Origin of the sequence: Streptomyces huasconensis (assembly GCF_021028635.1) — a bacterium.
GTDB lineage: Bacteria > Actinomycetota > Actinomycetes > Streptomycetales > Streptomycetaceae > Streptomyces > Streptomyces huasconensis.
The window spans coordinates 7,298,578-7,324,868 of sequence record NZ_CP086119.1 but is presented as its reverse complement, the minus strand read 5'-3'; the positions used below and the strand labels follow the sequence as shown (position 1 = coordinate 7,324,868).

Sequence of the window (26,291 nt, the reverse complement as noted above, 5' to 3'; positions counted from 1 at the left end):
TTTCCTGGGGCCCTCCCCCGTCGTCCGCTTGTCGCTGATCCTGCGTCACAGGTGACACCTTTCAAGGGGTCGATCGATTGCGTCGAGACTTTGTTCCCGTTACCCCCTACCACATGTGACGCACATCTCTGCCGTTCAACAGCTCATGTCGGGCCGAGCTGTGACCATGTGATATGGCGCACGTTCGTCGAGCAGGAGCGGTACGAGGGCCCGCGCGGACTGCCGCAGCGGGACGTAGGCGCCCGCCTTCCGGCGCTTCACCGTGACGCCGTGCAGGGCCAGTTCGTCCTTGATGTCGGCGTACTGGGCGGCGTCCAGGCGGTAGCCGCAGGGCGGGTCCTGGATGACCTCGGACGGTTCGGCGGGGTCGTTGTCGGCGCCGCCGAGGTAGACCGGGCCGCGGTCGCGGTGGCCCTCGGCGCGGGCCGCGTCGGTGGCGCGCTCCAGGCGGGTGCGCCGCTGGTCCGAGTAGGTGAAGAGGCCGCTCAGCGCGGAGGCCTGGGACGCCACGCGGCGGCGGTTGTTGAGCGCCTCGTCCTTCTTCTCGGCCTCGGTGACCGGGTCGACGCGGCTCTCGATGAGCAGGCCCGCCGCGTGCTTGATGCCGGAGACGTTGCGCAGGATGCGCTCCTGGCCGTCGCCCGCGGTCTGCTTGACGGGCTCGCCCGTGACCGGGTCGGTCCAGATGCCGTAGGTGCCCGTCGTGTACCCGTCGGCCGCCGCGGCCGGCCGTACGTACGCCTTCGACAGGGTCCGGGCCTCCTGGTGCACCGCCTCGTCGGTGTTGAGGTTGCGGGGCCAGAGGTCGAAGAGGTCCTTGTCGTAGTACTTGGGGGTGGAGCCGTACTCGTGCAGGTCGTAGATGACGTCGGGCTTGTGGTCGCGGATCACGGCGGCCAGGGCGCGGCCCTCCGCGGTCTTCAGGGCGATGTGGTCGCGGTTGATGTCGACGCCGTCGGAGTTGCCGCGCGTGTCGGCGGCGCGGCCGTCCGGGTTGGCGGTGGGGACGACGAGGAGCGTGGTGCGCTCCAGGAAGCGCCGGGTCTTCCTGTCCTGCGCGTACGCCAGGTCGCGGATCGTCGACAGGCAGGCCTCGCGGCCGGAGGGTTCGTCGCCGTGCTGGCTGCATATCAGCAACACGGTGCTGCGGGTGGGGCGTTCGGCTATGCGGACCAGTTGCAGGGGGCGGTTCTGCTCGGTGGTGCCGATGCGGGAGACGGAGACCCGGTCGCTCGCCTTGTCGACGGTGGCCAGGAACCGCTGTTCCTCCGGCAGGCTGGTCCAGCGGGCGCCGTCGCTCTCCTCGAAGCCCGTACGGGGCGGGGTCGGTGTCGCCCGGGCGGGCACCGTCAGGAGCGGCGCGGCGAGCGCGACGGTGGCGCAGGCCAGCGCCAGGGTGCGGATGCGCGGTGTCATGAAGTGCTGCCTCCGGGTACGGGGTTGAGCGGACGCGGCGGGGCCACGCCGTCGAGACGGGGTGCGCGGGGGGTGACGGATGCGGAGGTGGTGAACGCCTTCGCGCCGCCGACCAGGGGCACCTTCGCCCACGTACGGGCCAGGTCGACGGTGAGTGTCGGCCTGTCGGCGGGCGGTTCGATGAGGTTCTTGTCGGTGCCCGCGACGATCAGCGCGAGGCGGTGGCCCTTGGGCACGACGTGGTCGCTCGCGGCGAGGTCGAGGGTGATGGTGTGCGGCTTGCCGGGGGTGAGCGGCCGGCCGCGGTCCGCGTCGGCCCAGTTGCCGAGGTCGGCCCAGCCACGGCTGAAGATCGTGTGCTGGACGGCGGCGGTCTTCGCCGCCGTCTTCTTGAAGCAGGCGCTGTCGCCGGCGGTGCTCGCGCCCCAGCAGCTGCGCTCAGGGAGCGTGGTGATGCCCTCGTCGTCGTCGGCGTAGTCGCGGATGGTGGCGGGTCCGAGGTCGACGAGGACCGCGGAGAGGTGGGCGGTGCGGGTGGTGGGGGTTACCGTGACCGTGACCTGGGAGGAGCCGGACAGGCGCATGTCGCGGGCGAGCGGCCTGCTGATGAACCCGGCCTTGGCGGGCGTGGTGGTGTGGACGCGCTCGGCCCAGTCGGTCTCGTTCAGCCTCGGGTCGTCGGTGAAGGTCTCGGTGCCCTTGCCGGGGCGCGGGCCGAGGGTGCCGACGCCCGGTGCGGTGCCCTTGGCGGGGCGGAGCCTGACGGTGTCCGTGCCGCGCGGGGGCCAGACGCGGTCGGTGGTCCAGCGGTCGGGGGCGCGCTCGATGTCGGCCATCGGTGCGCGGTCGATGCCGTTGTCGATGCCGAGGAGTTCGTGGTCGAACCAGCGGTGCAGGGTGCGCACCCACTCCGCGCGGCGGAAGTCGAAGGGGTCGACGTGGCCGGCCTGGCTGAGCCAGAGCTTGCGGTCGACGCCGTGCGCGGCGAGGGCGTCCCACCACTGGCCGAAGTGCTTGGTGCGGACGTTCAGGTCCTGCATGCCGTGGACGGCGAAGACGCTGGCCCGCACCTTGCCTGCGTCCGGGACGTGGTCGCGCTCGCTCCACAGGCGGGTCCAGTCGCCGCTGCGGGGCGCGCCGTCGACCAGGCGCTGCTTGACGGCGCCGCAGCGGGCGCGGGCCTCGGGGCTCTCCACGGCCCGTGCGAGGCCGTCGGGGCCGCTGCCGAAGAGCGGGGCTCCCTTGGCGAAGTAGTAGTCGTACCAGGAGGAGATGGCACCGATCGGCACGATGGTCTTCAGGCCCTTGACGCCGGTGGCGGCCACGCCGTTGGCGACGGTGCCGTCGTAGCTCTTGCCGATCATCCCGGTGCGTCCGTTGGTCCAGGAGGCCTGCGCGGGTTCGTGACCGGTGCGGCTGGTGTAGCCGCGGGCGCGGCCGTTCAGCCAGTCGACCACGGCCTTGGCCGACTGGACGTCGGAGCGGCCGCCGACGTCGACGCAGCCGTCGGAGCGGTTGGTTCCGGCGAGGTCGACGGCGACGTAGCCGTAGCCGCGCGGGACGAAGTAGTTGTCGTAGTAGAGCGGGAACTGGACGGGGTCGCCGTTCTCGTCGTACGTCTTCTTCTGGCTCTCGTTGCCGCGCCCGCAGCACGCGTAGTAGGGGCTGGCGTCCATGATGACCGGAATGCGGCGGCCCGTACGGTCCGTCTCCCGGGGCCGGATGATGTCGACGGCGACGCGGTCGGTCCTGCCGTCCGCATCCCCGTCGATCCGGGTGTCGACCCAGACGGACTCGCGGATGGCGTCCTCGTACGAGTACACGGGCCTGCTCTCGCCCGCGGGGCGGGGCGCCTGGCCCGGCGACGCCGAGGCCTGGACGGCGCCCGGGGAGATGAGGGTGGCGAGAAGGGCGGCCAGGACCGCCGTCAGCAGCGGCCCTCGGAGGCGGCGGGTGTGTCGCGCACGTATCGGCATGGCGCGGAAGGTACACGGGTGAACTGCCGGGCGACAGAGGGCCGCACGGACCGTGACGGGCGCATGGGGCATCACGGCACATGTCGACCGAATGGCGATCGTGTGACAGACGAGGCCATGGACATGACGACCGCGGCAAGGGCTGAATAGGCTCGTCGAACAGAAGAACCGATCTTGTGCCCCTACGACTTGGAGCTTGACGTGCACCGCAGATTCATCGCCCCGGGCGCGCTCGCGGCCTCTCTCGCGCTGCTGGCGATCCCGGCATCGGCCGCGGACTTCTCCCCCGGGGCCCCGGGCATCGGCGATCCCTATTACCCGGCCAGCGGCAACGGCGGCTACGACGTCTCACACTATGACCTGAGGCTGAAGTACCAGCCCGTGACCGACCTGCTCGAAGGCACGGCCACGATCAACGCCCGCACCACGCAGAACCTCTCGCGCTTCAACCTCGACCTCGGCCTGAAGGTCTCCGAGGTGCGGGTCAACGGCAAGAAGGCGAAGTTCGCGAAGACCGGCGACCAGGAGCTGGAGATCACCCCGGCCGCGGGCCTCCCCAAGGGCACGCCCGTCACCGTCGTGGTGCGGTACGCGGGCAAGCCGTCCGAGCTGAAGATCGGCGGTTACACGGCCTGGCACCGCACGCCGGACGGCGGCGTCGCGGCGCAGGAGCCGGAGGCCGCCGCGTGGTGGTTCCCCTCCAACGACCACCCGCTGGACAAGGCGACGTACGACGTGTCGGTCTCGGTGCCCGACGGCACCCAGGCGATCTCCAACGGCGTTCTGCAGTCCCAGAGTTCGCGGCTCGGCTGGACCCGCTTCAACTGGCGCTCCAACAAGCCGCAGGCGAGCTACCTCGCCACGCTCGCGGTCGGGAAGTTCGACATCACGACCGACAAGACGGAGAGCGGCCTGCCGGTCCTCAACGCCTACAGCAAGGACCTCGGCGACAACGCGGGCGCCGCGCGGGCCAGCATCGAGCGGACCACCGAGGTCGCGGAGTGGCTGGAGACAATCTTCGGCAAGTACCCCTTCAACGCGCTCGGCGGGTACGTCCCGAACGTGAAGAGCAGCTACGCCCTGGAGACCCAGACGCGGCCCTTCTACAGCCCGGCCGCGTTCGCGAACGGCTCCAACGCCTCCATCGTCGTGCACGAACTGGCTCACCAGTGGTACGGCGACAGCGTCTCCGTGCACCACTGGAAGGACATCTGGGTCAACGAGGGCTTCGCCCGCTACAGCCAGTGGCTGTGGTCCGAGAAGGAGGGCGAGGGGACGGCGCAGGAGCTGGCGGACTACGTGTACGCGCAGCGGGGCGCCGACGACCCGTTCTGGACGGTCAAGCCGGGTGACCCGGGCCCGGACAAGCAGTTCCACGTCGCGGTGTACGACCGGGGCGCGCTCGCCCTCCAGGCGCTGCGCAACGAGATCGGCGACGAGGACTTCTTCGCCATCCTCAAGGGCTGGCCGCAGCAGTTCGCGTACGGCAACGCCAAGGTGGGCGACTTCGTGAAGTACGCCGAGAAGATCTCGGGCAAGCCGCTCGCCGCGCTCTTCGACACCTGGCTGTACGAGCCGGCGCGGCCGGACGCGCCGACCGCTCGGGACGCCGGGCTCACCCGGTCGTCGGCGGCGCCGACGAAGCCGAAGTCGTGGAAGCAGATCGCCGCGACGAACGGTGTGCACGATCACGGTGACGGGCGTGGTGACAAGCATGGTGCGAAGCAGGGCCGTGGGCACAAGCACTGACGGTTCGACGTCCTGACGTACTGCTGTCGTAGCGACGTGTGTGGATGCGCTGACGTTTGAGGTGCCGCGCCGTCCGGGCTCACCGCCGGGCGGCGCGGTGCCGTGCTCGGGCCCGCCGCGCGAGCGGCAGGTAGCGCAGCCGTTCGGGCAGCAGCGGCACCAGGGTCCGGACCACCAGGCCGAAGCGGCGCAGGGCGCGCTCCTGGCGGGGCGTCCAGGGCAGGCCGAGCGCCTGCCGCGCGTCCGGAGGCATGAGGCCGATCGTGAGGAAGCGGCGGAAGCGGGTCAGCGGGGGCAGCACGAGCGGCCACAGGGCCCTGAGCAGGGGGCGTACGGGGCGCGGGCCCCGGTCCGGCGGCGGGACGGGGGCGTCGGTGCCGGTCAGCTCCCGGACGACGGCCGTCAGTTCGAGTTCGTCGGCCAGGACCTTGCGGTAGTACGGCCAGAACTCCTCCGGCGTCTGGGGCATGTCCCGGTCGCGGATGCCGAGTATCCGCCCGACCTGGAGCCACTCCGCGTAGAGCTGCCGCTCCTGCGCCTCGGTGAAGGGGCGGCCGAGGTAGCGCTGCGCGTGCCGGTAGACGGGGAATCCGGTGGCGTGGACCCAGGCGTACGGGGCGGGCATGAGCGCGTGGTAGCGGCGGCCGCGGGTGTCCGTGCCCTGGATGGAACGGTGCAGCGTACGGAGCCTGCGGCCCTCCGCGGCCGCCTCGTCGCCGCCGTACACCCACAGCAGGGCCGACCGCAGCGAGCGCTCGCCCCGGCCCCACGGGTCGGTCCGGAACACCGAGTACGCGTCGACGCCCGCGCCGACCGCGGGGTGCGCGACCTGCATGGCGAGCGCGGAGGGCAGCATCAGGAGCGCGCGGAGGTCCCCCGCGATGCTCCAGAGGATGCCGCCGGGTGGGGGTGGGGCGGGGTCTGCGTTGCGGTGATCGCGGCGGGCGATGTCGTCGCGATGCTCACGGTCGTCGCGGCCGCCGCGGTCGTCGTGGGGCTTCATGCGACGTGCTCCTCGGCCGTGCGGGGTCGGGCGCGGCGGGTGAGGCGTCTCGCCTGCGGGGCCGTGCCCGGGTGGTGCGTGTTCCAGTATGCGACGGGCGGGGCATCGGCTGTCCGCGGGGGGGCGCGCGGGGCGGATGGCCGCGCAGGCCTGCGTACGGGGGCAACAGGGGCGAACGAAGACCGCGCCACCAGACGCGTCAGGTCAGCCACGAGGTCAGGTCACGGCCGCGTACGCCTCCAGGATCGCCTCCGTGACCGCTTCCGGTTCGCGCAGGGTCGGGAAGTGGTCGCTGTGCGCGAGGCGGACGACGCGGCAGCCGGGGATGCGGTCGGCCATGATCTCGTTCGTCCGGACCACCTCGGGCCGGTCGCGTTCCCCGAGGACGAGGACACACGGCACGTCGAGTTCGCCGAGCCGGTCGAAGGCGGGCGGGTCCGGCACGTGGTGCGGGTGGTTGGCGAACCACGCCGGGATCACCGACCTGATGTGCGCCTCGGCCTCAGGGTCGTCCCCGGAGCCCCCGGCGGCCGAGGTGCGCAGCGTCAGCGCCACGATGCCCTCGATGTCGCCCGCCTCGGCGAGCCTCCCGACCTCGGCCGTGAACGCGCGCGAGACGAGTTCCTCGGCACCCGTGACGCCCGGGACCACCAGCGCGAGGGCCGCCACCCGCGCGGGGTCGCGGAGGGCGAGGCTGATGGCCGTCGCGCCGCCCATGCTCGACCCCGCGAGGACCGCCCGGGCGACACCGAAGTGGTCGAGGACGGCGATCAGATCCTTGACCAGGGAGTACGGCGCTGTCGGCGCCGGCGACCTGCCGTACCCCCGGGCGTCGTAACGGATCACGCGGTGCCGCTCCGTGAGGCGGGGCAGGACCGGGTCCCAGATGCGGGAGTCGCCGACCCCCGGGTGCAGGAGGACCAGGGGCAGCGGGCCACCGGCGGCCTTGCCGTCGGGTGCGCCCGAGTCGTGCGCCCAGACCTCGCCGTCCTTGACCGACACCATCGCGTCCATGTGCCGAGTCTGTGGCGATGAGGGCGAGGCCGCCAGGGTTCGGGCCCCACGAGGACCCGAATGCGTACACCCCGCGACCGGAACCCGTCGGATCACGCCTAACGGATCACGCCTAACGGATCACGCCTATCGGATCAGGCCCATCTGCAAACCCGGGCGCCTGGCCAGGGACGCCCTCGTACAACAGCGCGGTGGCATCACCCCGGAGACACGTGATCTCCGACATGACGCCACCGTAAGGGCTGCCACTGACAACGGCCGTCACACGGCCGCCGCCACCGTTTTCTACCGGCTTCTACCGGTCCTGCTTCTCCTGCGGCGGCTCCGTGAGGCCCCGCGCCTCACGGTCCACCCGCTTCCTGACACCGAGCCAGCCGATGACCAGGGCCACGCCCACGATCGGGATCAGGAACAGCGTCTTGCGGCCCACCTCGGCGTCCTGCCACATCAGGCAGAGGACGGCCAGCAGGAACGCGATCGTCACGTACTCGGTGATCCCGCTGCCGGGCAGGCGGAACTTCGGCCGGGTGATCAGGCCTTCCTTCGCGCGGCGCACGAAGGCCAGGTGACACACCATGATCATGACCCAGGTGCCGATGATGCCGAGCGAGGCGACGTTGAGGACGATCTCGAAGGCCTGGTCCGGGACGATGCGGTTCAGGCCGACGCCGAGCACGCCGATGGAGGCGGTGAGCAGGATGCCGCCGTAGGGCACCTGGTTGCGGTTCATCCTCGCGGTGAACTTGGGGGCGGAGCCCGCCATCGCCATCGAGCGCAGGATGCGGCCGGTGGAGTACAGGCCGGAGTTCAGCGAGGACATGGCCGCGGTGAGGACCACGAAGTTCATCACGTCACCGGCGGCCGGGACGCCGATCTTGGACAGCACCGTCACGAACGGGCTCTGGTCCGCCGAGTACACGGAGCCCGGCAGCAGCAGCGCGAGGAGGACGACGGAGCCGACGTAGAAGAGGCCCACGCGCCACATGATCGAGTTCACCGCGCGCGGGACGATCTTCTGCGGGTCCTTGGTCTCGCCCGCCGCGACGCCGACCAGCTCCAGCGAGGCGTACGCGAAGACGACGCCCTGCATCACGATCACGACCGGCATCATGCCGTTGGGCAGGAAGCCGCCGTGGTCGGTGATCATGCTCAGGCCGGGCTTGCCGCCGCCCACCTCGTGCTGGCTGGCCAGCAGGAAGACGCCGATGATCATGAAGGCGGTCAGCGCGGCGACCTTGATGATCGCGAACCAGAACTCCATCTCGCCGAAGTACTTCACCGAGATGAGGTTCACGGAGAGCACCACCGCGAGGGCGATCAGCGCGAGCACCCACTGGGGGATGTCGGTGAAGAAGCTCCAGTAGTGCGTGTACAGGGCGATCGCCGTGATGTCGGCGATGCACGTGGTCGACCAGTTGAGGAAGTACATCCAACCGGCGAAGTAAGCGCCCTTCTCACCGAGGAACTCACGCGCGTAGCTCACGAAGGAGCCGGACGACGGACGGTAGAGCACCATCTCGCCGAGGGCGCGGACGACGAAGAACGCGAAGATGCCGCACACGAGGTACGCGAGGGCGAGCGCGGGGCCCGCCGAGTGGAGGCGGCCGCCCGCCCCGAGAAAGAGCCCAGTGCCGATCGCGCCACCGATGGCGATCATGTTGACGTGACGGGCCTTGAGGTCCTTGCTGTAACCGGCGTCGCCCGCGTCCGCGGGGGCCTGGGACGCATCTGTGCGGGATGCGTCCAGGGCGGCCGAATCTACGGCTTCCTTGCTCACGTGGGGGATCTACTCTCTGGTGCCCGGAAGAGCTCCGGGGTCCGGATGGTGCTCCGGCCCACGACACCCCTGACGCGCGCGGACCGACGGGACACCTTCCCTCAGAGGCCCCCGTCCACGCGGTGGCGCACGTCACATAGCGGGACTTCTCACATGCTGGTCAGGGGGTGTACAGAGCGTCGATGACCTGCTGGTACTTGGCAAGGACGGCCCGGCGGCGCAGCTTCAGGGACGGCGTCAGCTCGCCCGTCCCGGGGCTCCACTCCTCGGCGAGGAGGCGGTGGCGCTTGATCTGCTCGGTGCGGTTGAGGCGTGCGTTGGCGGCGGCCACGGCACGGTCGGTCTCCTCCCGTACGGCCGGGTGGGAGACGAGGGTGGCGAGGTCGCCCTCGATGCCACGCGCCGCGGCCCAGGCGGGAGCCAGCTCCGGGTCCAGGACGAGGAGCGCCACCAGGTAGGAGCGGCCGTCGCCGTGCACGAAGGCCTGGCCGATCAGCGGGTGCTCCTTGAGCGCGTTCTCCACGAGGGCGGGCGAGACGTTCTTGCCGGTCGAGGTGACGATCATGTCCTTCTTGCGGTCGGTGAGCCAGAGGAAGCCGTCCTCGTCGATCCGTCCGATGTCGCCGGTGGCGAACCAGCCGTCGGCGTCACAGGCGCTGTCGACACCGCCGTCGGGCCGCAGGTAGCCGTCGCAGACGGTGGCGCCGCGGACCAGGATCTCGCCGTCGCCGGCGGTGCGGATCTCCATGCCGTCGAGCGGGCGGCCCACCGAGCCGAGGCGGAACGCGTCGGGGACGTTGGCCGTGACCACTCCGGAGGTCTCGGTGAGCCCCCACGCGTCCATGATCACCAGGCCGAAGCCGGCCCAGAAGCGGGCGACGTCCAGCGGCATCGGCGCCGAGGCGCTCGCGGTCCACACCAGGCGGTCGAAGCCGGCGAGCGCGAGCAGCGGATCGAGCACCTCTTCCTTGGCCCGCCGGTACGCGGCCTCCAGCTCGGCGGACGGCTGCTCGCCGCGCTCCCGGCAGGCGACGTGCGCGCGGGCCGTCTCGTTCGCCGCCTCGACCGCGCGCCGCCACTCCGCCGGCAGTCCGGCGAGCGCCCCCCGTACGGACGCGGCGAGCTTCTCCCACACGCGCGGGACGCCGAAGAACTGGAAGGGGTGCAGCTCACGTGCGGTGGCGGCGACCTGGGCCGGGTCGGCGCACAGGTAGACGTGTCCGGCGCGCAGCACCGGCAGGTAGATGCCGAGCAGCCGCTCCGCGATGTGCGCGAACGGCAGGTAGCAGATGTGGCCGACGTGCTCGGGGAAGTCGACGACGGCGTCCAGGGCGACGCCGCCCACCAGGACGTTGCGGTGGGTGAGGCGTACGCCCTTGGGGTCGCCGGTGGTGCCGGAGGTGTAGACGACGGTGAGCGCGTCGCTCGGCCGGATTCCGCGCCACGCCTTCTCGAAGGCCTCGGGGTCGAGGAGTCGGGCGCCCGTGGCGTGCAGCGAGCCGTACGTACGGTGCTCCTCCGCCTCGGCGGCCTCGACGACGACGAGCCGTTCCAGCGGGGCCGTGGCGTCCGCGAGCAGCGGCTCCCAGCGCGGCAGCTCCCCGGCGCCCTCGACGATCGCGAGGCGGGCCCCGCTGTGCCGGACGATGTGCGCGACCTGTTCGGGGGCGGAGGTGCCGTACACGGTGACGGGGACGGCGCCGAGGTGGGTCAGGGCGAGGTCGCTCAGCCAGTGCTCGGGGCGGTTGCCCAGCATCATCAGGACGTGCTCGCCGGGTTTGACGCCGAGTGCGGCGTACCCGGCGGCGAGAACGGCGACCTCGCGCCGCGCCTCGCGCCAGGTGAGCGTCGACCACCCCTCGCCCGAGCGCCACGACAGCGCCGGGAGGTCACCGTGGTCCTCGGCGTTGCGGAGCAGCAGGGCGGGGAGCGTGATGCCGGCGGGGTCTGCGGGAAGTCGCAAGGGCGTGGTCATGACCGCCTCCTGGTGCCATCGGCTGGGCGTGAGCGGACGCGTGACTGTGGCTTCGCGGGGCGCGCGACGGAGCATGTGGACGGAGCACGTGACTGGCCCGGAGGGTTTCACAACACTGGTGTGCCAGCAATACTGTTGGACCGGATTGCCGCGGGACCGGCGAGAGGTCCGCCGGAGCCGGCCGGGGAGGGAGGGCGCTGCGATGGCGACGGACACCGAAAGCGTGTCGACGGACGCGGGGGCGGCGCGGCGCGGCGCCGAGGAACCGACGTTCACGGTCGACGAGCTGGCCGCGCGCGCGGGCGTGACGGTCCGCACGATCCGCTTCTACGGCACCAGGGGGCTGCTGCCTCCGCCGGTGATCGGGCCGCGCCGCGTCGGGCACTACGGCCAGGACCACCTGTCCCGGCTCGCGCTGATCGAGGAGTTGCAGCAGCAGGGCATGACGCTCGCCGCGATAGAGCGGTATCTGGAGCAGCTGCCGCCCGACCTGAGCGCGCACGACCTGGCCATCCACCGTGCGCTGGTGGCTTCCTGGGCGCCCGACTCCGCCGAGGACGTGCCGCGCGCCGAGTTGGAGCGCAGGGCGGGGCGCACGCTGGGCGAGGAGGACCTGGACCGGCTCGCGGCGATGAGCGTGCTCGCCCGGACGGAGGTCCCGGGGACGTACCGCGTGGATCTGGGGCTGCTGCGCCTCGGGGTGCAGCTGCTGGACGTACCGATCGCGCACGAGACGATCCTGGCGGCGCGCACGGTGTTGCTGGAGCACACGCGTTCGGCCGCGCACGAGCTGTCCCGCCTCTTCCGTGACGAGGTGTGGGGCCCCTACCGCGAGCGCGAGTCGGACCCGGAGCACGTGGCGGCGATGCGGTCGCTGTCGGCCCATATGCAGCCGATGGTGGTGCAGGCGCTGGTGACGGCGTTCCAGCGGTCGCTCAAGGAGGAGCTGCGGGAGTGGCTCAAGGAGAGCTGAAGGGACAGCTCTCGGCGAGCCCGGCCACCCCCGCACACCGTCGGCGCGAGGTCAGTCGTCGCTGAACTTCTCGCCCTTCTCCGCCTTCTCGACCAGCAGCGCGGGCGGCATGAACCGCTCTCCGTAGCGCTCGGCCAGCTCACGCGCGCGTGCCACGAAGCCGGGGAGGCCGCCTTCGTAGCCGTTGATGTACTGGAGCACGCCGCCCGTCCAGCCGGGGAAGCCGATGCCGAGGATGGAGCCGATGTTGGCGTCGGCCACCGACGTCAGGACGCCCTCCTCCAGGAGACGCACCGTGTCGAGCGCCTCGGAGAAGAGCATGCGCTCCTGCATGTCCTGGAACGGGATCTCGTGCCCCGGCTTGGTGAAGTGCTCGCGCAGGCCCGGCCAGAGCTTGCCGCGCCTGCCGTCCTCGTAGTCGTAGAAGCCCGCTCCCCCGCTGCGGCCGGGCCGCTCGAACTCGTCCACCATGCGGTCGATGACGCTGTCCGAGGGGTGGCCCGCCCAGGTGCCGCCCGCCGCCTCGACGGCCTTCTTCGTCTCGTTGCGGATCTTGCGGGGCAGGGTGAGGGTCAGCTCGTCCATCAGGGACAGCACCTTCGCCGGGTAGCCCGCCTGCGCGGCGGCCTGCTCGACGGAGGCGGGCTCGATGCCCTCGCCGACCATCGCGACGCCTTCGTTGATGAACTGCCCGATGACGCGCGAGGTGAAGAAGCCGCGCGAGTCGTTGACGACGATCGGCGTCTTGTTGATCTGGCGTACGAGGTCGAACGCGCGGGCGAGTGCCGCGTCGCCGGTCCGCTCGCCCTTGATGATCTCCACGAGCGGCATCTTGTCGACGGGCGAGAAGAAGTGCAGCCCGATGAAGTCGGCGGGGCGCGTGACGCCCTCGGCGAGCGTGGTGATCGGCAGGGTGGAGGTGTTGGAGCAGAGCAGCGCGTCCGGCTCGACGATCTCCTGGATCTCCTGGAACACCTTGTGCTTGAGCGAGGTGTCCTCGAACACCGCCTCGATCACGGCGTCGCAGCCGGCGAGCGCCTGCGGGTCGGCGGTAGGGGTGATGCGGGCGAGCAGCGCGTCCGCCTTCTCCTGCGTCGTCCGTCCGCGCTGGACGGCCTTGGCGCAGAGCTTCTCGGAGTAGCCCTTGCCCTTGGCCGCCGCCTCTTCGGAGACGTCCTTGAGGACCACCTCGATGCCCGCGCGGGCGCAGGAGTACGCGATGCCCGCGCCCATCATCCCGGCGCCGAGGACGGCGACCTTGCGGACCTGGCGCGGCTCGATGTCCTTGGGTCGGTTGGCGCCGGAGTTGACGGCCTGGAGGTCGAAGAAGAACGCCTGGATCATGTTCTTGGCGGTCTGGCCGGTGACCAACTCGGTGAAGTACCGGGCCTCGATGGTCAGCGCCGTCTCGAAGTCGACCTGGGAGCCCTCGACGGCCGCGGCCAGGATGTTGCGCGGGGCCGGGTAGGGGGCGCCCGCGAGCTGCTTCTTGAGATTGGCGGGGAACGCGGGCAGGTTCGCCGCGAACTTGGGGTGGGCCGGGGTGCCGCCCGGGATGCGGTGGCCGGGCTTGTCCCAGGGCTGCTGCGACTCGGGGTTGGCGTCGATGAAGGCGCGGGCCTTGTCGAGCATCTCCTCGGGAGTGGCGGCCAGTTCGTGGACGAGGCCGTTCTCCAGGGCGCGCTTCGGGTTGTACTGGGTGCCCTGGAGGAGCACCTTCAGGAGCGCGTCCGTGATGCCCATGAGGCGTACGGTGCGGGTGACGCCGCCACCGGCCGGCAGCAGGCCGAGGGTGACCTCGGGCAGGCCGATCTTGGAGCCGGGCGCGTCCAGGGCGACGCGGTGGTGGGCGGCGAGGGCGATCTCGTAACCGCCGCCGAGCGCCGCGCCGTTGATGGCGGCGACGACGGGCTTGCCGAGGGTCTCGATGCGGCGCAGCGAGTTCTTGATGGCGTTGCCCGTCTCGAACGCCTGCTGGGCGTTCTCGGGCCCGACCTTGATCATTTCCTTGAGGTCGCCGCCCGCGAAGAAGGTCTTCTTGGCGGAGGTGTAGATGATGCCGCGGATCGACTCCTTCTCGACCTCGGCGCGGTCGGCGATCGCCGCGATGGAGTCCTTGAACGCCTGGTTCATGGTGTTGGCGGACTGGTTGGGGTCGTCCAGGACGAGGGTGACGACACCGGTGTCGTCCTGTTCCCAGCGGATGGTCGTGCTTTCGGTCATGTCTGTGTCTCCGGGAGGTCTGTGTCGGGGGGGGCGGAGTCTGGGGAGGGCGGCTGGGGATCGTGGCCGACGGACCGCCGGTGGGGGCTGGTCGCGCAGTTCCCCGCGCCCCTGAAGGACGCACTGCGTGCGCCTTCATGAGGCGCGGCGAAGCCGCTGCCTCAGGGGCGCGGGGAACTGCGCGAGCGACCACGACGCACCCGCGGTCGGCGACGCACCCCAGCTCCTAACGGCGCGTAGCCCTACAGCCGTTCCACGATCGTGGCGATGCCCATGCCACCCCCCACGCACAACGTGGCCAACCCGTACCGAAGGTCCCGCCGCTCCAGCTCATCGACCAGCGTGCCGAGGATCATCGCCCCGGTCGCCCCCAGCGGATGCCCGAGTGCGATCGCGCCACCGTTTACGTTCACCTTGTCCAGGGACAGCCCCATGTCCTTCACGAAGCGCAGCACGACCGCCGCGAACGCCTCGTTGATCTCGACGAGGTCGATGTCGTCGATGGTGAGCCCGGCCTTGGCCAGCGCCTTGCGCGTCGCGGGCGCGGGCCCGGTCAGCATGATCAGCGGCTCGGAGCCGGAGACGGCCGCGGAGACGATCCGCGCGCGCGGGGTGAGGCCGTACCGCTCGCCGACCGCCTTGGTGCCGACGGCGACCAGCGAGGCGCCGTCGACGATGCCGGAGGAGTTGCCCGCGTGGTGGACGTGGTCGATCTCCTCGATCCAGTGGTACTTCTGCAGCGCGACCGCGTCGAAGCCGCCCATGTCGCCGATGTCCTTGAAGGACGGCTTCAGCCCGGCGAGGGAGTCGGCCGTGGTGCCGGGGCGCATGTGCTCGTCGTGGTCGAGGACGACGAGGCCGTTGCGGTCCTTGACGGGGACGACGGACCTGGCGAAGCGGCCGTCCTTCCAGGCCGCGGCGGCGCGCTCCTGGGAGAGGGCCGCGTACTCGTCGACGTCCCGCCGCGAGAAGCCCTCGATGGTGGCGATGAGGTCGGCGCCGATGCCCTGCGGCGCGAAGTTCGTGTCGAAGTTCGTCATCGGGTCGTTGAACCAGGCGCCGCCGTCGGAGGCCATCGGCACCCGCGACATCGATTCGACGCCGCCCGCGAGGACCAGGTCCTCCCAGCCCGAACGGACCTTCATGGCGGCGAGGTTGACCGCCTCCAGGCCCGAGGCACAGAAGCGGTTCTCCTGCACGCCCGCGACCGTGTCGGGCAGACCGGCCGCGATGGCCGCGATCCGCGCGATGTCGGAGCCCTGGTCACCGACGGGCCCGACCACACCGAGGACGATGTCGTCGATGGCGGCCGGGTCGAGCCCGGGGAACCGGTCCCGCAGCTCGTGGATCAGGCCGACGACGAGGTCGATCGGCTTGGTGCCGTGCAGGGCGCCACTGGCCTTGCCGCGTCCGCGCGGGGTGCGGATCGCGTCGTATACGTACGCTTCGGTGGTCACGCGTGTGCCTTTCAGGGTGTCCGGGAGGGGTGAGAGGCTCTGGGGGCTCAGTCGAGGAGGGAACGGCCGATGATCTCCTTCATGATCTCGGTCGTGCCGCCGTAGATGGTCTGGATGCGTCCGTCGGTGAAGGCTTTCGCGACGCGGTACTCCGTCATGTAGCCGTAGCCGCCGTGCAGTTGCAGGCAGCGGTCGGCGACGCGCTTCTGCAGCTCGGTGGCCCACCACTTCGCCATCGACGCGTGGACCGCGTCCAGCTCCCCGTTCGAGTGGTCGACGATGCACCGGTCGAGGAACGTACGGGTGACGGCGCACTCGGTGGCCATCTCCGCGATCTCGAAGCGGATGTGCTGGAGCTTGGCCAGCGGCCGCCCGAAGGCCTCGCGCTCCTTGACGTACGCCGTGGTGATCTCCAGGAGGTGCTCGGCGGCGGCGATCCCCGCGACGGCGATGCCCATGCGCTCCTGCGCGAGGTTGGTCATCAGGTGGACGAAGGCGCCGTTCAGCTCGCCGAGGAGGTTCTCCTTGGGGACGCGTACGTCGTGGAAGAACAGCTCGGCGGTGTCCTGGGCCTTCTGGCCGATCTTGTCGAGGTTGCGGCCCCGCTCGAAGCCCGCCATGCCGCGCTCGACGACGAGCAGGGACAGGCCGTGGGCGCCGCCTTCGGGGGACGTCTTGGCGACGACGATGACGAGGTCGGCGAGGATGCCGTTCGAGATGAACGTCTTGGAGCCGTTCAGCACCCAGTGGTCGCCCCGGTCCTCGGCGCTGGTGCGGATGCCCTGGAGGTCGGAGCCCGCGCCGGGCTCGGTCATCGCGATGGCGGTGATGGTCTCCCCGGTGCAGAAGCCGGGCAGCCAGCGGCGCTTCTGCTCCTCGGTGGCGAGCGAGGTGAGGTAGGGGCCGATGATGTCGTTGTGCAGGCCGATCGCGAGCCCGGCGGCGCCCGCGCGGGTGAACTCCTCGGCGAGGACCGCGGAGTAGCGGAAGTCGGCGTTCCCGCCCCCGCCGTACTCCTCCGGGACGGCGAGCCCGAGCAGCCCCTGCCGTCCGGCCGCGAGCCACGCCTCGCGGGAGACGATGCCGTCCTTCTCCCACTGCTCGTAGTGCGGGAGCACCTCCTTGGCGAGGAAGGTGCGCACGGTCTCGCGGAACGCGTCGTGCTCGGCGGAGAAGATCTGCCGTTTCATCGGTACGTGGCCTCCTGGGGCCCGGTGCGGGCCTGCCCTTGGCGGTTGGCGGTCATCATGGCGTCGTCGGGCGCGTGAGGGCCGGTACGTCCCAGTCGCGGGCCACGTCGGCGGTGTCGGCCCCGGGCCGCGCGGGACCGGTGCGCACGCGCGTGGGGGTGGCGGAGAAGCGGGGCGCGGGGGCGGGCTGGGTGATGCCGCCGTGGTCGGTGAAGGTGCCGCGGGCGGCGAGATGGGGGTGCGCGGGCGCCTCGCGCAGGGACAGCACCGGTGCCACGCAGGCGTCGGAGCCCTCGAAGACGGCCGTCCACTCCTCGCGCGTACGTTCCTTGAAGCGGGCGGCGACGGCCTCGCGCAGGTCGCCCCAGCGCGCCAGGTCCTTGCGGGCGGGCGCCGCCTCGGTCAGGTCCAGCAACGCGATGAACTCGTCGTAGAACTGCTGCTCCAGGGCGCCCACGGCCATGTGGCCGCCGTCGGAGGTCTCGTACGTGCCGTAGAAGGGGCAGCCGCCGTCGAGGAGGTTGGCGCCGCGGCGGTCCTGCCAGCCACCGGCGGCGAGCATGCCGTGGATCATGGCGGAGAGGTGGGACGCCCCGTCCACGATCGCGGCGTCCACGACCTGCCCCTCGCCACCCGCGCGCGCGTGGGTGAGCGCGGCGAGGACGCCGACGACGAGGTAGAGCGAGCCGCCCGCGTAGTCGCCCAGGAGGTTCGCGGGGATCGCGGGCGGCTTCCCGTCGTCGCCGATCATGCCGAGGGTGCCGGTGATGGCGATGTACGCGATGTCGTGCCCGGCGCGGGGTGCGAGCGGCCCCTCCTGGCCCCAGCCGGTCATCCGGCCGTAGACGAGCCGGGGGTTGCGGGCGTGGCACTCCTCGGGGCCGACGCCGAGGCGCTCGGCCACGCCGGGGCGGTAGCCCTCGATGAGGACGTCGGCGCGCTCGACCAGGTCGAGGACCTGTGCGGCGCCGCCGGGTGCCTTCAGGTCGATCACCACGGATCGCTTGTTGCGGTTGGTGACGTCGTACGCCGGGTCGATGGCGAGGCCGGCGCCGCCCGGCCGGTCCACCCGTACGACGTCGGCGCCGAGATCGGCCAGGAGCATGGCCGCGAACGGGCCGGGCCCGATGCCCGCCAGCTCCACCACGCGCACCCCGGCGAGCGGACCGTTAACGCCCTTGCCCGGTACTGCCATTGAGCCCCCAGCGCTATGACACAACTGATGTAACACCAGTGATGCTAAGAACGTGTTCCACCGCGCACAAGCCCCTGAGGAGCAAGCGCTTAGCGAATTGCTAGCCTCGGCACCCACAACCGCCCCGGCGTACGACGGAGAGGTGCCATGACCAGTCAGCAGCACGGCGAGAGCAGTGAGGGCAGCGGGACCACGGCGAGCGGTGCGAAGAGGGATCGCGCGTACGACATCGTGCTCTTCGGAGCGACCGGTTTCGTGGGGGTGCTCACGGCGGAGTACCTGGCCGCGCACGCGCCCGAGGGGCTGCGCTGGGCGCTCGCGGGGCGTGACACCGCGAAGCTGGAGAAGCTGCGGGAGCGGCTGGCCGCCCTCGACCCCGCGTGTGCCGGACTGCCGCTGGTGCGGGCCGATGTGGCGGACCCCGCCTCCCTGCGGGACATGGCGTCCCACGCGCGCGTGGTGGCCACGACCGTCGGCCCCTACCTGACGTACGGCCAGGAACTGGTGGGCGCGTGCGGGGAGGCGGGCACGGACTACGTGGACCTGACGGGTGAGCCGGAGTTCGTCGACCTCATGTACGTGCGGCACGACGCCCGCGCGCGGGAGACCGGGGCCCGGCTCGTGCACGCGTGCGGCTTCGACTCGGTCCCGCACGACCTGGGCGCGTACTTCACAGTGCGGCAGTTGCCCGAGGGTGTGCCGTTGCGGGTGGACGGGTTCGTGCGGACCAACGGGCGCTTCTCCGGCGGGACGTTCGCCTCCGCGCTCAACCAGTTCGGGCGGGGACGGCAGATGCTGGCCGCCGCGAAGGACCGGCGCCGCCTCGAGCCCCGCCCGGCCGGCCGCACGGCGTACGCGCCGCCGGGGCCACCGCGGTACGCGGCCGAGGTCGGCGCCTGGGCGCTGCCGCTGCCGACGATCGACCCGCAGGTCGTGCAGCGCTCCGCGCGCGCCCTGGAGCGGTACGGGCCGGACTTCCGCTACCGCCACTACGCGGCCGTGAAGACGCTGCCGATGGCCCTGGGCGGCCCGCTCGCCCTCGGCGGTCTGCTGGCGGCCGCGCAACTGCCGCCCGTGCGGCGGTGGTTGTCCGGCCGCCTCAAGCCCGGCGACGGGCCGGGCAAGGAGGTCAGGGACCGGACGTGGTTCTCGGTGCGGTTCGTCGGCGAGGGCGGCGGCAAGCGGGTCTTCACCGAGGTCGCGGGCGGCGACCCGGGGTACGACGAGACGGCGAAGATGCTGGCCGAGTCGGCGCTGTGCCTCGCGCTGGACGACCTGCCGCCGTCCGCGGGGCAGGTCACCACGGCCGAGGCGATGGGCGACGCGCTCATCGCGCGCCTGGACGCGGCGGGGCTGACCTTCCGGGTCGCGTCGGTGCGCTAGCCGGAACCGGGTGCCCCGCCCCACGCAGGGCGGGGCGGGGCACCCGTGAGGATCAGGTGCGGATCAGGCGACCGGCACCGGGTACGTCGGGTACTCCACCCCGGAGACGTGCTGGACGACGCGGATGACCTGGCACGAGTAGCCGAACTCGTTGTCGTACCAGAGGTAGAGGATCGCGTTGTCGCCGTCGACCTTGGTCGCGCCCGCGTCGACGATCGAGGCGTGGCGCGAGCCGATGAAGTCGTTGGAGACCGCGTCGGGGGCGCTGGTGAAGTCGATCTGGCGCTTGAGCGGCGAGGTCAGCGACACCTCGCGGAGGTAGTCGAGGACCTCCTCGCGGGTGGCCTCGCGGCCGAGCGTCAGGCTCAGGATGGCGATCGAGACGTCCGGCACCGGGACGCGGATCGAGCTGCCGGTGATGGGCGCCTTGAGGTCCGGCAGCGCCTTGGCGACGGCGGAGGCCGCGCCGGTCTCGGTGATCACCATGTTGAGCGGCGCCGAGCGGCCGCGGCGGTCGGCCTTGTGGTAGTTGTCCAGGAGGTTCTGGTCGTTGGTGAACGAGTGGATGGTCTCCACGTGGCCGCGCAGCACGCCGTACTCGTCCGCCATCGCCTTCAGCGGCGGGACGATCGCGTTGGTGGTGCAGGAGGCGCAGGACAGGACCCGCTCGTCGGGCTTGATCGTGTCGTGGTTGACGCCGTGCACGATGTTGGGCACGTCGCCCTTGCCCGGGGCGGTCAGGACGACCTTGTCGACACCGGGGCGCAGGTGCTTCGAGAGACCCGCGCGGTCGCGCCACTTGCCCGTGTTGTCGATGAGGATGGCGTCCTTGATGCCGTACGCCGTGTAGTCGACCTCGGAGGGGTCGTTGGCGTAGATCACCTTGATCTCGTTGCCGTTGGCGATGATCGTGCTGTTCGCCTCGTCCACGGTGATCGTGCCCTGGAACTGGCCGTGGATGGAGTCGCGGCGCAGCAGCGAGGCGCGCTTGACGATGTCCTCGGCGGCCCGCTCCCCTCCCCCGCGTACGACGATGGCGCGCAGCCGCAGGCCGTTGCCGGAGCCGGCCTTCTCGATGAGGAGGCGGGCGACGAGGCGGCCGATGCGGCCGAAGCCGTAGAGGACGACGTCGCGGCCCTCGCGGCACTCGATCTTGTTCTCGCCCGTGGCGCCGGCGACGGCCTCGGCGGTGAACTCCGCCACCGACAGGCCGCGGTCGTCCGTCTTGTACGTCGCGGCGAGCATGCCGATGTCGATCTGGGACGGGCCGAGGTCGAGCGCGGTGAGAGCCTGCAGGAAGGGCAGCGTCTCGGTGACCGAGAGTTCCGCGCCGGCGATCTGCCGGGCGAAGCGGTGGGTCTTGAGGATGCTGACCACCGACTTGTTCACCAGGGAGCGGCTGTGCAGCAGGACCGTCACGTCCCGCTCGCGGTGCAGCTTCCCGATGAGCGGGATCATCGACTCCGCGATCTCCTCGCGGTGCTTCCAGTTGGTGAACGAGTCGTCGTTGACAGTCACAGGTTTCTCTTTCGAGCTAGGCGGCGCTCATATGCTAACCCGCTCTTCTTTTTGATCGTTCACCCGGTCGCCTTCACCCGGTCGCCTCCCGCAGCGCGGACCGGCACAGGGCGTCCGCGCGGCGGGTGGATTCCGGCAGGCGGTAGCGGGGAGTGAGGCGCAGGGCGTGGGCGCACGCGTTGTCCAGGGTCACCCGGTGGCCCGCCGACACGAAGACCGGCTTCACGCCCTCACGGGTGCGCAGCGCGCGGCCCACCTCCTCCGCGCCGTCCAGCAGGGGCGAGGCGCTGCCCCGGGGCGCGGCGGGAGCCTCGTACGTGAAGGTGAAGGGGTTCTTGGCGACGCCCATCGTGGCGAGGCCGGTCAGGACGCCCAGGTGGCTCGCGAGGCCGAAGCGGCGCGGGTGCGCCACGCCGTAGCCGTCGCAGACGACGAGTCCCGGGTGGACCGTGAGCCTGCTGAGCGCGGTGAGCACGGCGGGGACCTCCCGGAAGGCCAGCAGCCCGGGGACGTAGGGCAACGCCACCGTGCCGACCGCCGTCGCCTCCTCCACCACGTCGAGCGTGGCCGCGTCGAGCACGACGACGGCCGCGGCGACGATGTCGCGCTCGTCGTCGTACGCGACGTCGACACCCGTCACGTGTCCGGTGCCGGCCGGCGGGCCCGGCTCGTCGAGCACGACACGGGTCCGCAGTTCGTCCTGGACGGCGCGTGCCGCCTTCTCGTCGGTGGGCCAGTCGGCGGGAAGTGTGTAGCTGATCATGGTGCGGGCCAGCCTAGGGCCTGTCTGACAATTCCCGTCGTCGCCCGGAGGGCGGCCTCGCGGCGTCAGGTGCGTGCTCTCGGCGTGCCGGGCGTAGTGCCTCGTACTGGATGCACTTGGCTCTGCGCCCGGTGCGGCGAGTGGGGGCACCCCCTGCTCGAAGAGCTCGGGGGAGCGTGCATGGCGTCGCGAGGCAGACGGGAATTGTCAGACAGGCCCTAGTGGGGTGCCCCTCGCCGCCGACCGGCATCAAGGACGCGTAAAGACTGCCGGAACCAGGCAATGTCGGTTGTCAGACCGGCATGCCAGGATCTGTCCGTACCGAGGTGAACGGCACGACAGGGGAAATGGTCCGATGACGGTCTTTCTGGTTCTCGGCATCGCGGGCCTCGTGCTGCTGGTGCTCTCGCTCATCCTCGACGGAGTGCTCGAAGGGCTCTTCGGCGGAGCGGGCGTGCTGGACGGGCTCTTCGACGGGCTCCTTTCCCTGCCGGTCGTCGCCGGGTTCGTGTCGATGCTCGGCTTCGGGGGAGCCATCGTGCTCGGCACCACCGGTCTCGGCGCGGTCCCCGCCACGGTGGCGGGGAGCTGCGCCGGGGCCGGGGCCGGCTGGCTCACGCTGAAGCTGACCCGCGCCCTGATGCGCGACCAGACCGCCGCCACGCCGCGCGGCGCCGATCTCGTCGGTACGGCGGGTTCCGTCGTCACCGCGATCCCGGCCGACGGCTACGGCGAGGTGCTGCTGCGCCTCGGCGGCCAGCCCGTGAAGATCGCGGCGCGCAGCTCCGCAGCCGTGGCGCGGGGCACCGAGATCTGGGTCGACGCCTCGCTCTCGCCGACCTCGGTGACCGTGCGGCCCGTGGAGCGCTGACCCCGCCCCGGGCACGTACCGACCGACCACCATCACGTAACCGATCTGCCGTCCCCGGGTGGCAGGGGGGAATGCACCATGAGTCCAGTCCTGACCGCCGTCGTCGGCGTCGTCGTACTCCTCGTCCTGTTGGCGCTCGTCGTCATCACCCGCTACAAGGTGGCGGGGCCCAGCGAGGCCTTCATCGTGACCGGGCGGCGCGGCAAGCGGTCCACCGATCCGGACACCGGCCGTGTCATGACCGACAACAGCGGCCAGAAGGTCGTGGTCGGCGGCGGCGTCTTCGTCGTGCCGTTCGTCCAGCAGAAGTTCACCCTCGACCTGTCCTCGCGGCACATCCCGATCGCGGTGCGCGGCGCCGTCACCCTGCGCGGCGTGAAAGCCAACCTGGAAGGCGTCGCCATCGTGAAGGTCGGCGGCACCGAGGACTCCATCCGCGCCGCCGCCCAGCGCTTCCTCGTCCAGCAGGACGGCATCGTCGGCTTCACCCAGGAGGTGCTCTCCGGAGCGCTGCGCTCCATCGTGGGGCGCATGTCGGTGGAGGACATCATCCGGGACCGCGCCGCGTTCGCCGGGCAGGTCGCCGAGGAGGCCGAGGCCAGCCTCTCCGGGCAGGGCCTGGTCCTTGACGCCTTCCAGATCCAGGACATCACCACCGAGGGCTCCTACCTGGAGGACCTCGGGCGTCCCGAGGCCGCCCGCGCCAAGCAGGAGGCGGACATCGCCGAGGCCGTGGCGCGCCGCGCCGCCGAGCAGGCGCGGCTGAAGGCCGAGGAGGAGATAGCGGTCGCCCAGCGGACGTTCGCGCTCAAGCAGGCCGAGATCAAGGCCGAGACGGACGAGGCGGCGGCGCGTGCCGCCGCCGCGGGGCCGCTCGCCGAGGCCGCGCGGCAGCAAGACGTCCTGACCGAGCAGGAGAAGGTCGCCCAGCGCCAGGCCGCCCTGACGGACAGTGAGTTGGACACCAAGGTCCGCAAGCCCGCCGACGCCGCGCGCTACCAGGCCGAACAGGAGGCGGAGGCCCGCAGGATCGCCCTGGTCAAGCAGGCCGAGGCCGACGCGCAGCGGGCCCGCCTGACCGGTGAGGGCGAGAAGGCGCACCGTGCGGCGCTCGCCGACGCCGTCCGTCTGGAGGGCGAGGCCGAGGCCGCCGCGATCGGCGCGAAGGGCGCCGCGGAGGCGGAGGCGATGCGCAAGAAGGCCGACGCGTTCGCGCGGTACGGTGACGCCGCCGTCCTGCAGATGGTCGTCGAGGTCCTGCCGAGCGTGGTCGCGAAGGCGTCCGAGCCGCTCAGCGCGGTGGACAAGATGACGGTGATCTCCACGGACGGGGCGAGCCAGCTGTCGCGCACGGTCGCCGACAACGTCGCCCAGGGCATCGAACTCCTCGGCTCCACCACGGGAGTCGACCTCGCCGAGCTGCTGAAGGGTCTCACGGGCGGCAGGACACCGGCGCCCGCGCCGGCCGCGGCCGCTCCCGCCACGGTCAACGGCCGGATCGAGGTCACCGACTAGGCGTACACAGAGGGCGCGACGGCTGTACGAGCGCCCCGAGCGGGTGCCCGACGGTCACGGGGTTGCCCGACGGCCATGGAGCGCCCGAAGGCCACGGGTGCCCGGCAGCACCTTGGAGTGCCCGGCAGCCGCCAGGTGCCCCTCGGCCGCTGCCGGGGAGCCCGGTAGCCTCGCGATCATGTTCATTCTCGAATTGACCTACACCGCGCCCGTCACGGCCGTCGACGAGCAGCTGGCGGCCCACGTGGCCTGGCTCGACGAGCAGTACGCGGCGGGGGTCTTCATCGCCTCCGGTCGCAAGAACCCCCGCGACGGCGGCGTGATCATCGCCGTGGCGGAGGACCGCGCGCGGATCGAGGAGATCACCGCCGCGGACCCGTTCGTGCTGGCCGGTGTGTGCGAGTACCGCGTCACCGAGTTCTACGCGACGAAGACGGCACCCGAACTCGCCTCCTACCGCGAGCAGTTGCCCGCGTAGCGGATGGCCGCCTGGGGGCCGTCCGTCGCCGCGACGGGTCTCAGCGCGGCTCGAGCCGGGCGATCCGCCCCTTCTCGCCGGACGCCCAGCAGCCCCGGTCCGCGGCGCAGTCGACGGTGTCGAACGACCCGGCGTCGACCGTCCGCCAGCTCCGCCCGCCGTCCCGCGTGACGTCGGTGCCCGTCGGGCCGACCGCGAGGGCCGTGGCCCGGCTGTGCGGGAACCACGCGACGCCCGAGCGGTAGGCGGGCGGCGGGCGCCCGGCCGGGGTCCAGGTGCGGCCGCCGTCCCCGGTGACCGCGGCCGCCCGGGGCGAGGCCTGGCCCGCCCGGTAGTCGCCGCCGACCGCGATGCCGTGCGTACGGTCGCGGAAGGCGAGGCCGAAGACGCCGCGGGCCGGGTCGCCCGCCGGGATCGGCGCGTCGGCGGACGTCCAGGTGAGCCCCCGGTCGGCCGAGTGCAGGACACGCGCGCGTGCCGCCCCGCCCGTGGCCAGCCACACGTCATGCGGCCCGGAGGCGACCAGGCACTGGCCGCTCGCGGCGAAGGCCGCCTCGCCCTCCTGCGCGGCCGGCATGCCGGCGGACGGCAGCACCTTCCAGGAGCGGCCGCCGTCGGCCGTGGACAGGATGCGGTACTTGCCGTCGACCGGGTCGCTCACGGCGAGGCCGTGGCGGCGGTCGAAGAAGGTCACGCAGTCGTAGAACGCCTTGGCGTCGGTGTTGCGGAAGGACTCCGTCCAGGTCGCGCCGCCGTCGTCGGTGCGCAGGACGCGGGACGCCTCGCCCTCGCCGATGGCGAGCACCACCGCGCGCCGGCCGTCGAAGGCCTCCACGTCCCGCAGTTCGAGACCGGCGCCCCCCGGCGGGGACACATCGCGCCAGGTCCTGCCGCCGTCCGAGGTGCGCAGCACCGTCCCCTTGGTCCCCGCCACCCAGGCCGTGTCCCGGCTGACGGCGGCGAGGCCGCGGAAGCGGGCGTCCGTGCCGCTCTCCTTGAGCCGCCAGCTCAGACCCTTGCCCGGGGCGGGCCCGTGCCCCTTCGGGCTCGCGCCGTTCGCGGTCGCGGGCGCCGCGAGGACGGCTCCCGCGAGTGCCGCCCCGCACAGTCCCGCCAGCACCGCGCGGCCCACCGACTTCGACTTCCCCATGGCCCTCATGGCGGGCGAAGCTAGCCGACGCGCCGGGCCTCGTCCAGATGGCCGGAAGGCGCCCCCTGTGCGACGGGCTCCGGGAACCGCGGGCGCTCCCACGGTGTCGCGGTGACAGAGGTCACTCGGTCTCGCCCACCCCGCGTGTGCACGGATCTCGTCATTCCGTCGTCTATCCAAGTGCCGACCCCAGTCGTCCAGCAGTCAGTGAGGGAGCAGGCGTTGTCCACCGTCATCGAGCAAGCCGTAGAGGCCCGCCTGGTCGCCGCCGCGCCGCGGATGCCGACCATTCCCGCAACGCTCCACTACGACCGGCGGGACCCCTTCGCCGTACGGATGAGCTTTCCCGCCCCGGCCACGCTGGAAGGCGTCGAGGTGTACTGGACGTTCGCCCGCGAACTGCTCACGGACGGTGTGGAGCGCGCGGTGGGCGACGGCGACGTGCGGGTGCGTCCGTACGGTTTCGACCGCACGGTGGTGGAGTTCCACGCCCCCGAGGGCACCGCGATCGTCCATGTCCGCACCGGGGAGCTGCGCCGCTTCCTGCGCCGTACGACGGCCCTGGTGCCGGTCGGCCAGGAGCACCGCCACGTCGACCTGGACCAGGACCTGGTCGAGCTGATGCGGGACGCGTGCTGACGCGCCGACGCGCATGCCGGTGAGCG

General features: G+C 71.8%; 20 protein-coding genes. 7 read left to right on the top strand and 13 right to left on the bottom strand.

Features of this window, described 5'->3' with window-relative positions:
• Positions 1 to 135 precede the first annotated feature (135 nt).
• Entirely contained in the window at positions 136 to 1,416 is a 1,281-nt protein-coding gene (locus J2N69_RS32680; protein WP_230903933.1) for a M14 family metallopeptidase, read from the bottom strand.
• Positions 1,413 to 3,392, bottom strand: coding sequence for a Xaa-Pro dipeptidyl-peptidase (locus tag J2N69_RS32675; protein ID WP_230903932.1), 1,980 nt, complete (start codon positions 3,390 to 3,392; stop codon positions 1,413 to 1,415). The genes J2N69_RS32680 and J2N69_RS32675 overlap by 4 nt, the downstream gene beginning before the upstream one ends.
• Before the next feature lie 201 nt (positions 3,393 to 3,593).
• Here J2N69_RS32675 and J2N69_RS32670 point away from each other — a divergent pair, with 201 nt between their 5' ends.
• A complete protein-coding gene (locus tag J2N69_RS32670) occupies positions 3,594 to 5,141 on the top strand; it encodes a M1 family metallopeptidase (protein ID WP_230903931.1) in 1,548 nt (515 codons plus the stop codon).
• A gap of 79 nt (positions 5,142 to 5,220) precedes the next feature.
• On the opposite strand, the gene J2N69_RS32665 is transcribed toward J2N69_RS32670, so the two are convergent.
• The 4 genes from J2N69_RS32665 to J2N69_RS32650 form a co-directional block, all read right to left on the bottom strand.
• Entirely contained in the window at positions 5,221 to 6,144 is a 924-nt protein-coding gene (locus J2N69_RS32665; protein ID WP_230903930.1) for an oxygenase MpaB family protein, read from the bottom strand.
• Between the two features lie 216 nt (positions 6,145 to 6,360).
• On the bottom strand, positions 6,361 to 7,158 hold the full coding sequence (locus J2N69_RS32660) for an alpha/beta fold hydrolase (RefSeq protein ID WP_230903929.1): 798 nt from the start codon (positions 7,156 to 7,158) through the stop codon (positions 6,361 to 6,363).
• Between the two features lie 295 nt (positions 7,159 to 7,453).
• Entirely contained in the window at positions 7,454 to 8,935 is a 1,482-nt protein-coding gene (locus J2N69_RS32655; RefSeq protein WP_230903928.1) for an amino acid permease, read from the bottom strand.
• A 160-nt stretch (positions 8,936 to 9,095) separates the two neighbouring features.
• A complete protein-coding gene (locus J2N69_RS32650; protein WP_230903927.1) occupies positions 9,096 to 10,910 on the bottom strand; it encodes an AMP-dependent synthetase/ligase in 1,815 nt (604 codons plus the stop codon).
• Between the two features lie 202 nt (positions 10,911 to 11,112).
• On the opposite strand from J2N69_RS32650, the gene J2N69_RS32645 reads away from it, so the two are divergent.
• Positions 11,113 to 11,883 carry a MerR family transcriptional regulator gene (locus tag J2N69_RS32645; protein WP_230903926.1) on the top strand — a complete coding sequence of 257 codons (771 nt, stop codon included), beginning with the start codon at positions 11,113 to 11,115 and terminating at the stop codon, positions 11,881 to 11,883.
• A gap of 51 nt (positions 11,884 to 11,934) precedes the next feature.
• Here J2N69_RS32645 and J2N69_RS32640 read toward each other — a convergent pair whose 3' ends face one another.
• The 4 genes from J2N69_RS32640 to J2N69_RS32625 form a co-directional block, all read right to left on the bottom strand.
• Entirely contained in the window at positions 11,935 to 14,106 is a 2,172-nt protein-coding gene (locus J2N69_RS32640) for a 3-hydroxyacyl-CoA dehydrogenase NAD-binding domain-containing protein (RefSeq protein WP_230903925.1), read from the bottom strand.
• 242 nt (positions 14,107 to 14,348) lie between these two features.
• Positions 14,349 to 15,563, bottom strand: a complete 1,215-nt coding sequence (locus tag J2N69_RS32635; protein ID WP_230903924.1) for an acetyl-CoA C-acetyltransferase — start codon at positions 15,561 to 15,563, stop codon at positions 14,349 to 14,351.
• Between the two features lie 47 nt (positions 15,564 to 15,610).
• Positions 15,611 to 16,753, bottom strand: coding sequence for an acyl-CoA dehydrogenase family protein (locus J2N69_RS32630; RefSeq protein ID WP_230903923.1), 1,143 nt, complete (start codon positions 16,751 to 16,753; stop codon positions 15,611 to 15,613).
• A 55-nt stretch (positions 16,754 to 16,808) separates the two neighbouring features.
• A complete protein-coding gene (locus tag J2N69_RS32625; RefSeq protein WP_230903922.1) occupies positions 16,809 to 17,948 on the bottom strand; it encodes a CaiB/BaiF CoA transferase family protein in 1,140 nt (379 codons plus the stop codon).
• Positions 17,949 to 18,095: 147 nt separating this feature from the next.
• On the opposite strand from J2N69_RS32625, the gene J2N69_RS32620 reads away from it, so the two are divergent.
• A complete protein-coding gene (locus tag J2N69_RS32620; protein ID WP_230903921.1) occupies positions 18,096 to 19,331 on the top strand; it encodes a saccharopine dehydrogenase family protein in 1,236 nt (411 codons plus the stop codon).
• Between the two features lie 63 nt (positions 19,332 to 19,394).
• Here J2N69_RS32620 and J2N69_RS32615 read toward each other — a convergent pair whose 3' ends face one another.
• Entirely contained in the window at positions 19,395 to 20,849 is a 1,455-nt protein-coding gene (locus J2N69_RS32615) for a glyceraldehyde-3-phosphate dehydrogenase (protein WP_230903920.1), read from the bottom strand.
• Between the two features lie 73 nt (positions 20,850 to 20,922).
• Positions 20,923 to 21,612 (bottom strand): endonuclease V, encoded by a 690-nt coding sequence (locus J2N69_RS32610; RefSeq protein WP_230903919.1) that lies wholly within the window; start codon positions 21,610 to 21,612, stop codon positions 20,923 to 20,925.
• 355 nt (positions 21,613 to 21,967) lie between these two features.
• Here J2N69_RS32610 and J2N69_RS32605 point away from each other — a divergent pair, with 355 nt between their 5' ends.
• From J2N69_RS32605 to J2N69_RS32595, 3 genes are all read left to right on the top strand, one after another.
• Positions 21,968 to 22,483 carry a hypothetical protein gene (locus tag J2N69_RS32605; RefSeq protein WP_230903918.1) on the top strand — a complete coding sequence of 172 codons (516 nt, stop codon included), beginning with the start codon at positions 21,968 to 21,970 and terminating at the stop codon, positions 22,481 to 22,483.
• Positions 22,484 to 22,561: 78 nt separating this feature from the next.
• Positions 22,562 to 23,998 carry a flotillin family protein gene (locus tag J2N69_RS32600; RefSeq protein WP_230903917.1) on the top strand — a complete coding sequence of 479 codons (1,437 nt, stop codon included), beginning with the start codon at positions 22,562 to 22,564 and terminating at the stop codon, positions 23,996 to 23,998.
• A 178-nt stretch (positions 23,999 to 24,176) separates the two neighbouring features.
• Positions 24,177 to 24,476, top strand: a complete 300-nt coding sequence (locus J2N69_RS32595) for a YciI family protein (RefSeq protein ID WP_230903916.1) — start codon at positions 24,177 to 24,179, stop codon at positions 24,474 to 24,476.
• Between the two features lie 40 nt (positions 24,477 to 24,516).
• On the opposite strand, the gene J2N69_RS32590 is transcribed toward J2N69_RS32595, so the two are convergent.
• On the bottom strand, positions 24,517 to 25,635 hold the full coding sequence (locus tag J2N69_RS32590; RefSeq protein WP_230903915.1) for a WD40/YVTN/BNR-like repeat-containing protein: 1,119 nt from the start codon (positions 25,633 to 25,635) through the stop codon (positions 24,517 to 24,519).
• Positions 25,636 to 25,848: 213 nt separating this feature from the next.
• Here J2N69_RS32590 and ssgD point away from each other — a divergent pair, with 213 nt between their 5' ends.
• A complete protein-coding gene (gene ssgD, locus J2N69_RS32585) occupies positions 25,849 to 26,265 on the top strand; it encodes a spore wall synthesis regulator SsgD (protein ID WP_127910849.1) in 417 nt (138 codons plus the stop codon).
• Positions 26,266 to 26,291 lie beyond the last annotated feature (26 nt).

Bases quoted from the DNA above. Each gene is read 5' to 3' on its own strand.
- J2N69_RS32680 (WP_230903933.1), bottom strand. From the start codon at position 1,416: ATGACACCGCGCATCCGCACCCTGGCGCTGGCCTGCGCCACCGTCGCG.
- J2N69_RS32675 (WP_230903932.1), bottom strand. From the start codon at position 3,392: ATGCCGATACGTGCGCGACACACCCGCCGCCTCCGAGGGCCGCTGCTG.
- J2N69_RS32665 (WP_230903930.1), bottom strand. From the start codon at position 6,144: ATGAAGCCCCACGACGACCGCGGCGGCCGCGACGACCGTGAGCATCGC.
- J2N69_RS32660 (WP_230903929.1), bottom strand. From the start codon at position 7,158: ATGGACGCGATGGTGTCGGTCAAGGACGGCGAGGTCTGGGCGCACGAC.
- J2N69_RS32650 (WP_230903927.1), bottom strand. From the start codon at position 10,910: ATGACCACGCCCTTGCGACTTCCCGCAGACCCCGCCGGCATCACGCTC.
- J2N69_RS32645 (WP_230903926.1), top strand. From the start codon at position 11,113: ATGGCGACGGACACCGAAAGCGTGTCGACGGACGCGGGGGCGGCGCGG.
- J2N69_RS32640 (WP_230903925.1), bottom strand. From the start codon at position 14,106: ATGACCGAAAGCACGACCATCCGCTGGGAACAGGACGACACCGGTGTC.
- J2N69_RS32630 (WP_230903923.1), bottom strand. From the start codon at position 16,753: ATGAAACGGCAGATCTTCTCCGCCGAGCACGACGCGTTCCGCGAGACC.
- J2N69_RS32625 (WP_230903922.1), bottom strand. From the start codon at position 17,948: ATGGCAGTACCGGGCAAGGGCGTTAACGGTCCGCTCGCCGGGGTGCGC.
- J2N69_RS32620 (WP_230903921.1), top strand. From the start codon at position 18,096: ATGACCAGTCAGCAGCACGGCGAGAGCAGTGAGGGCAGCGGGACCACG.
- J2N69_RS32610 (WP_230903919.1), bottom strand. From the start codon at position 21,612: ATGATCAGCTACACACTTCCCGCCGACTGGCCCACCGACGAGAAGGCG.
- J2N69_RS32605 (WP_230903918.1), top strand. From the start codon at position 21,968: ATGACGGTCTTTCTGGTTCTCGGCATCGCGGGCCTCGTGCTGCTGGTG.
- J2N69_RS32600 (WP_230903917.1), top strand. From the start codon at position 22,562: ATGAGTCCAGTCCTGACCGCCGTCGTCGGCGTCGTCGTACTCCTCGTC.
- J2N69_RS32595 (WP_230903916.1), top strand. From the start codon at position 24,177: ATGTTCATTCTCGAATTGACCTACACCGCGCCCGTCACGGCCGTCGAC.
- J2N69_RS32590 (WP_230903915.1), bottom strand. From the start codon at position 25,635: ATGAGGGCCATGGGGAAGTCGAAGTCGGTGGGCCGCGCGGTGCTGGCG.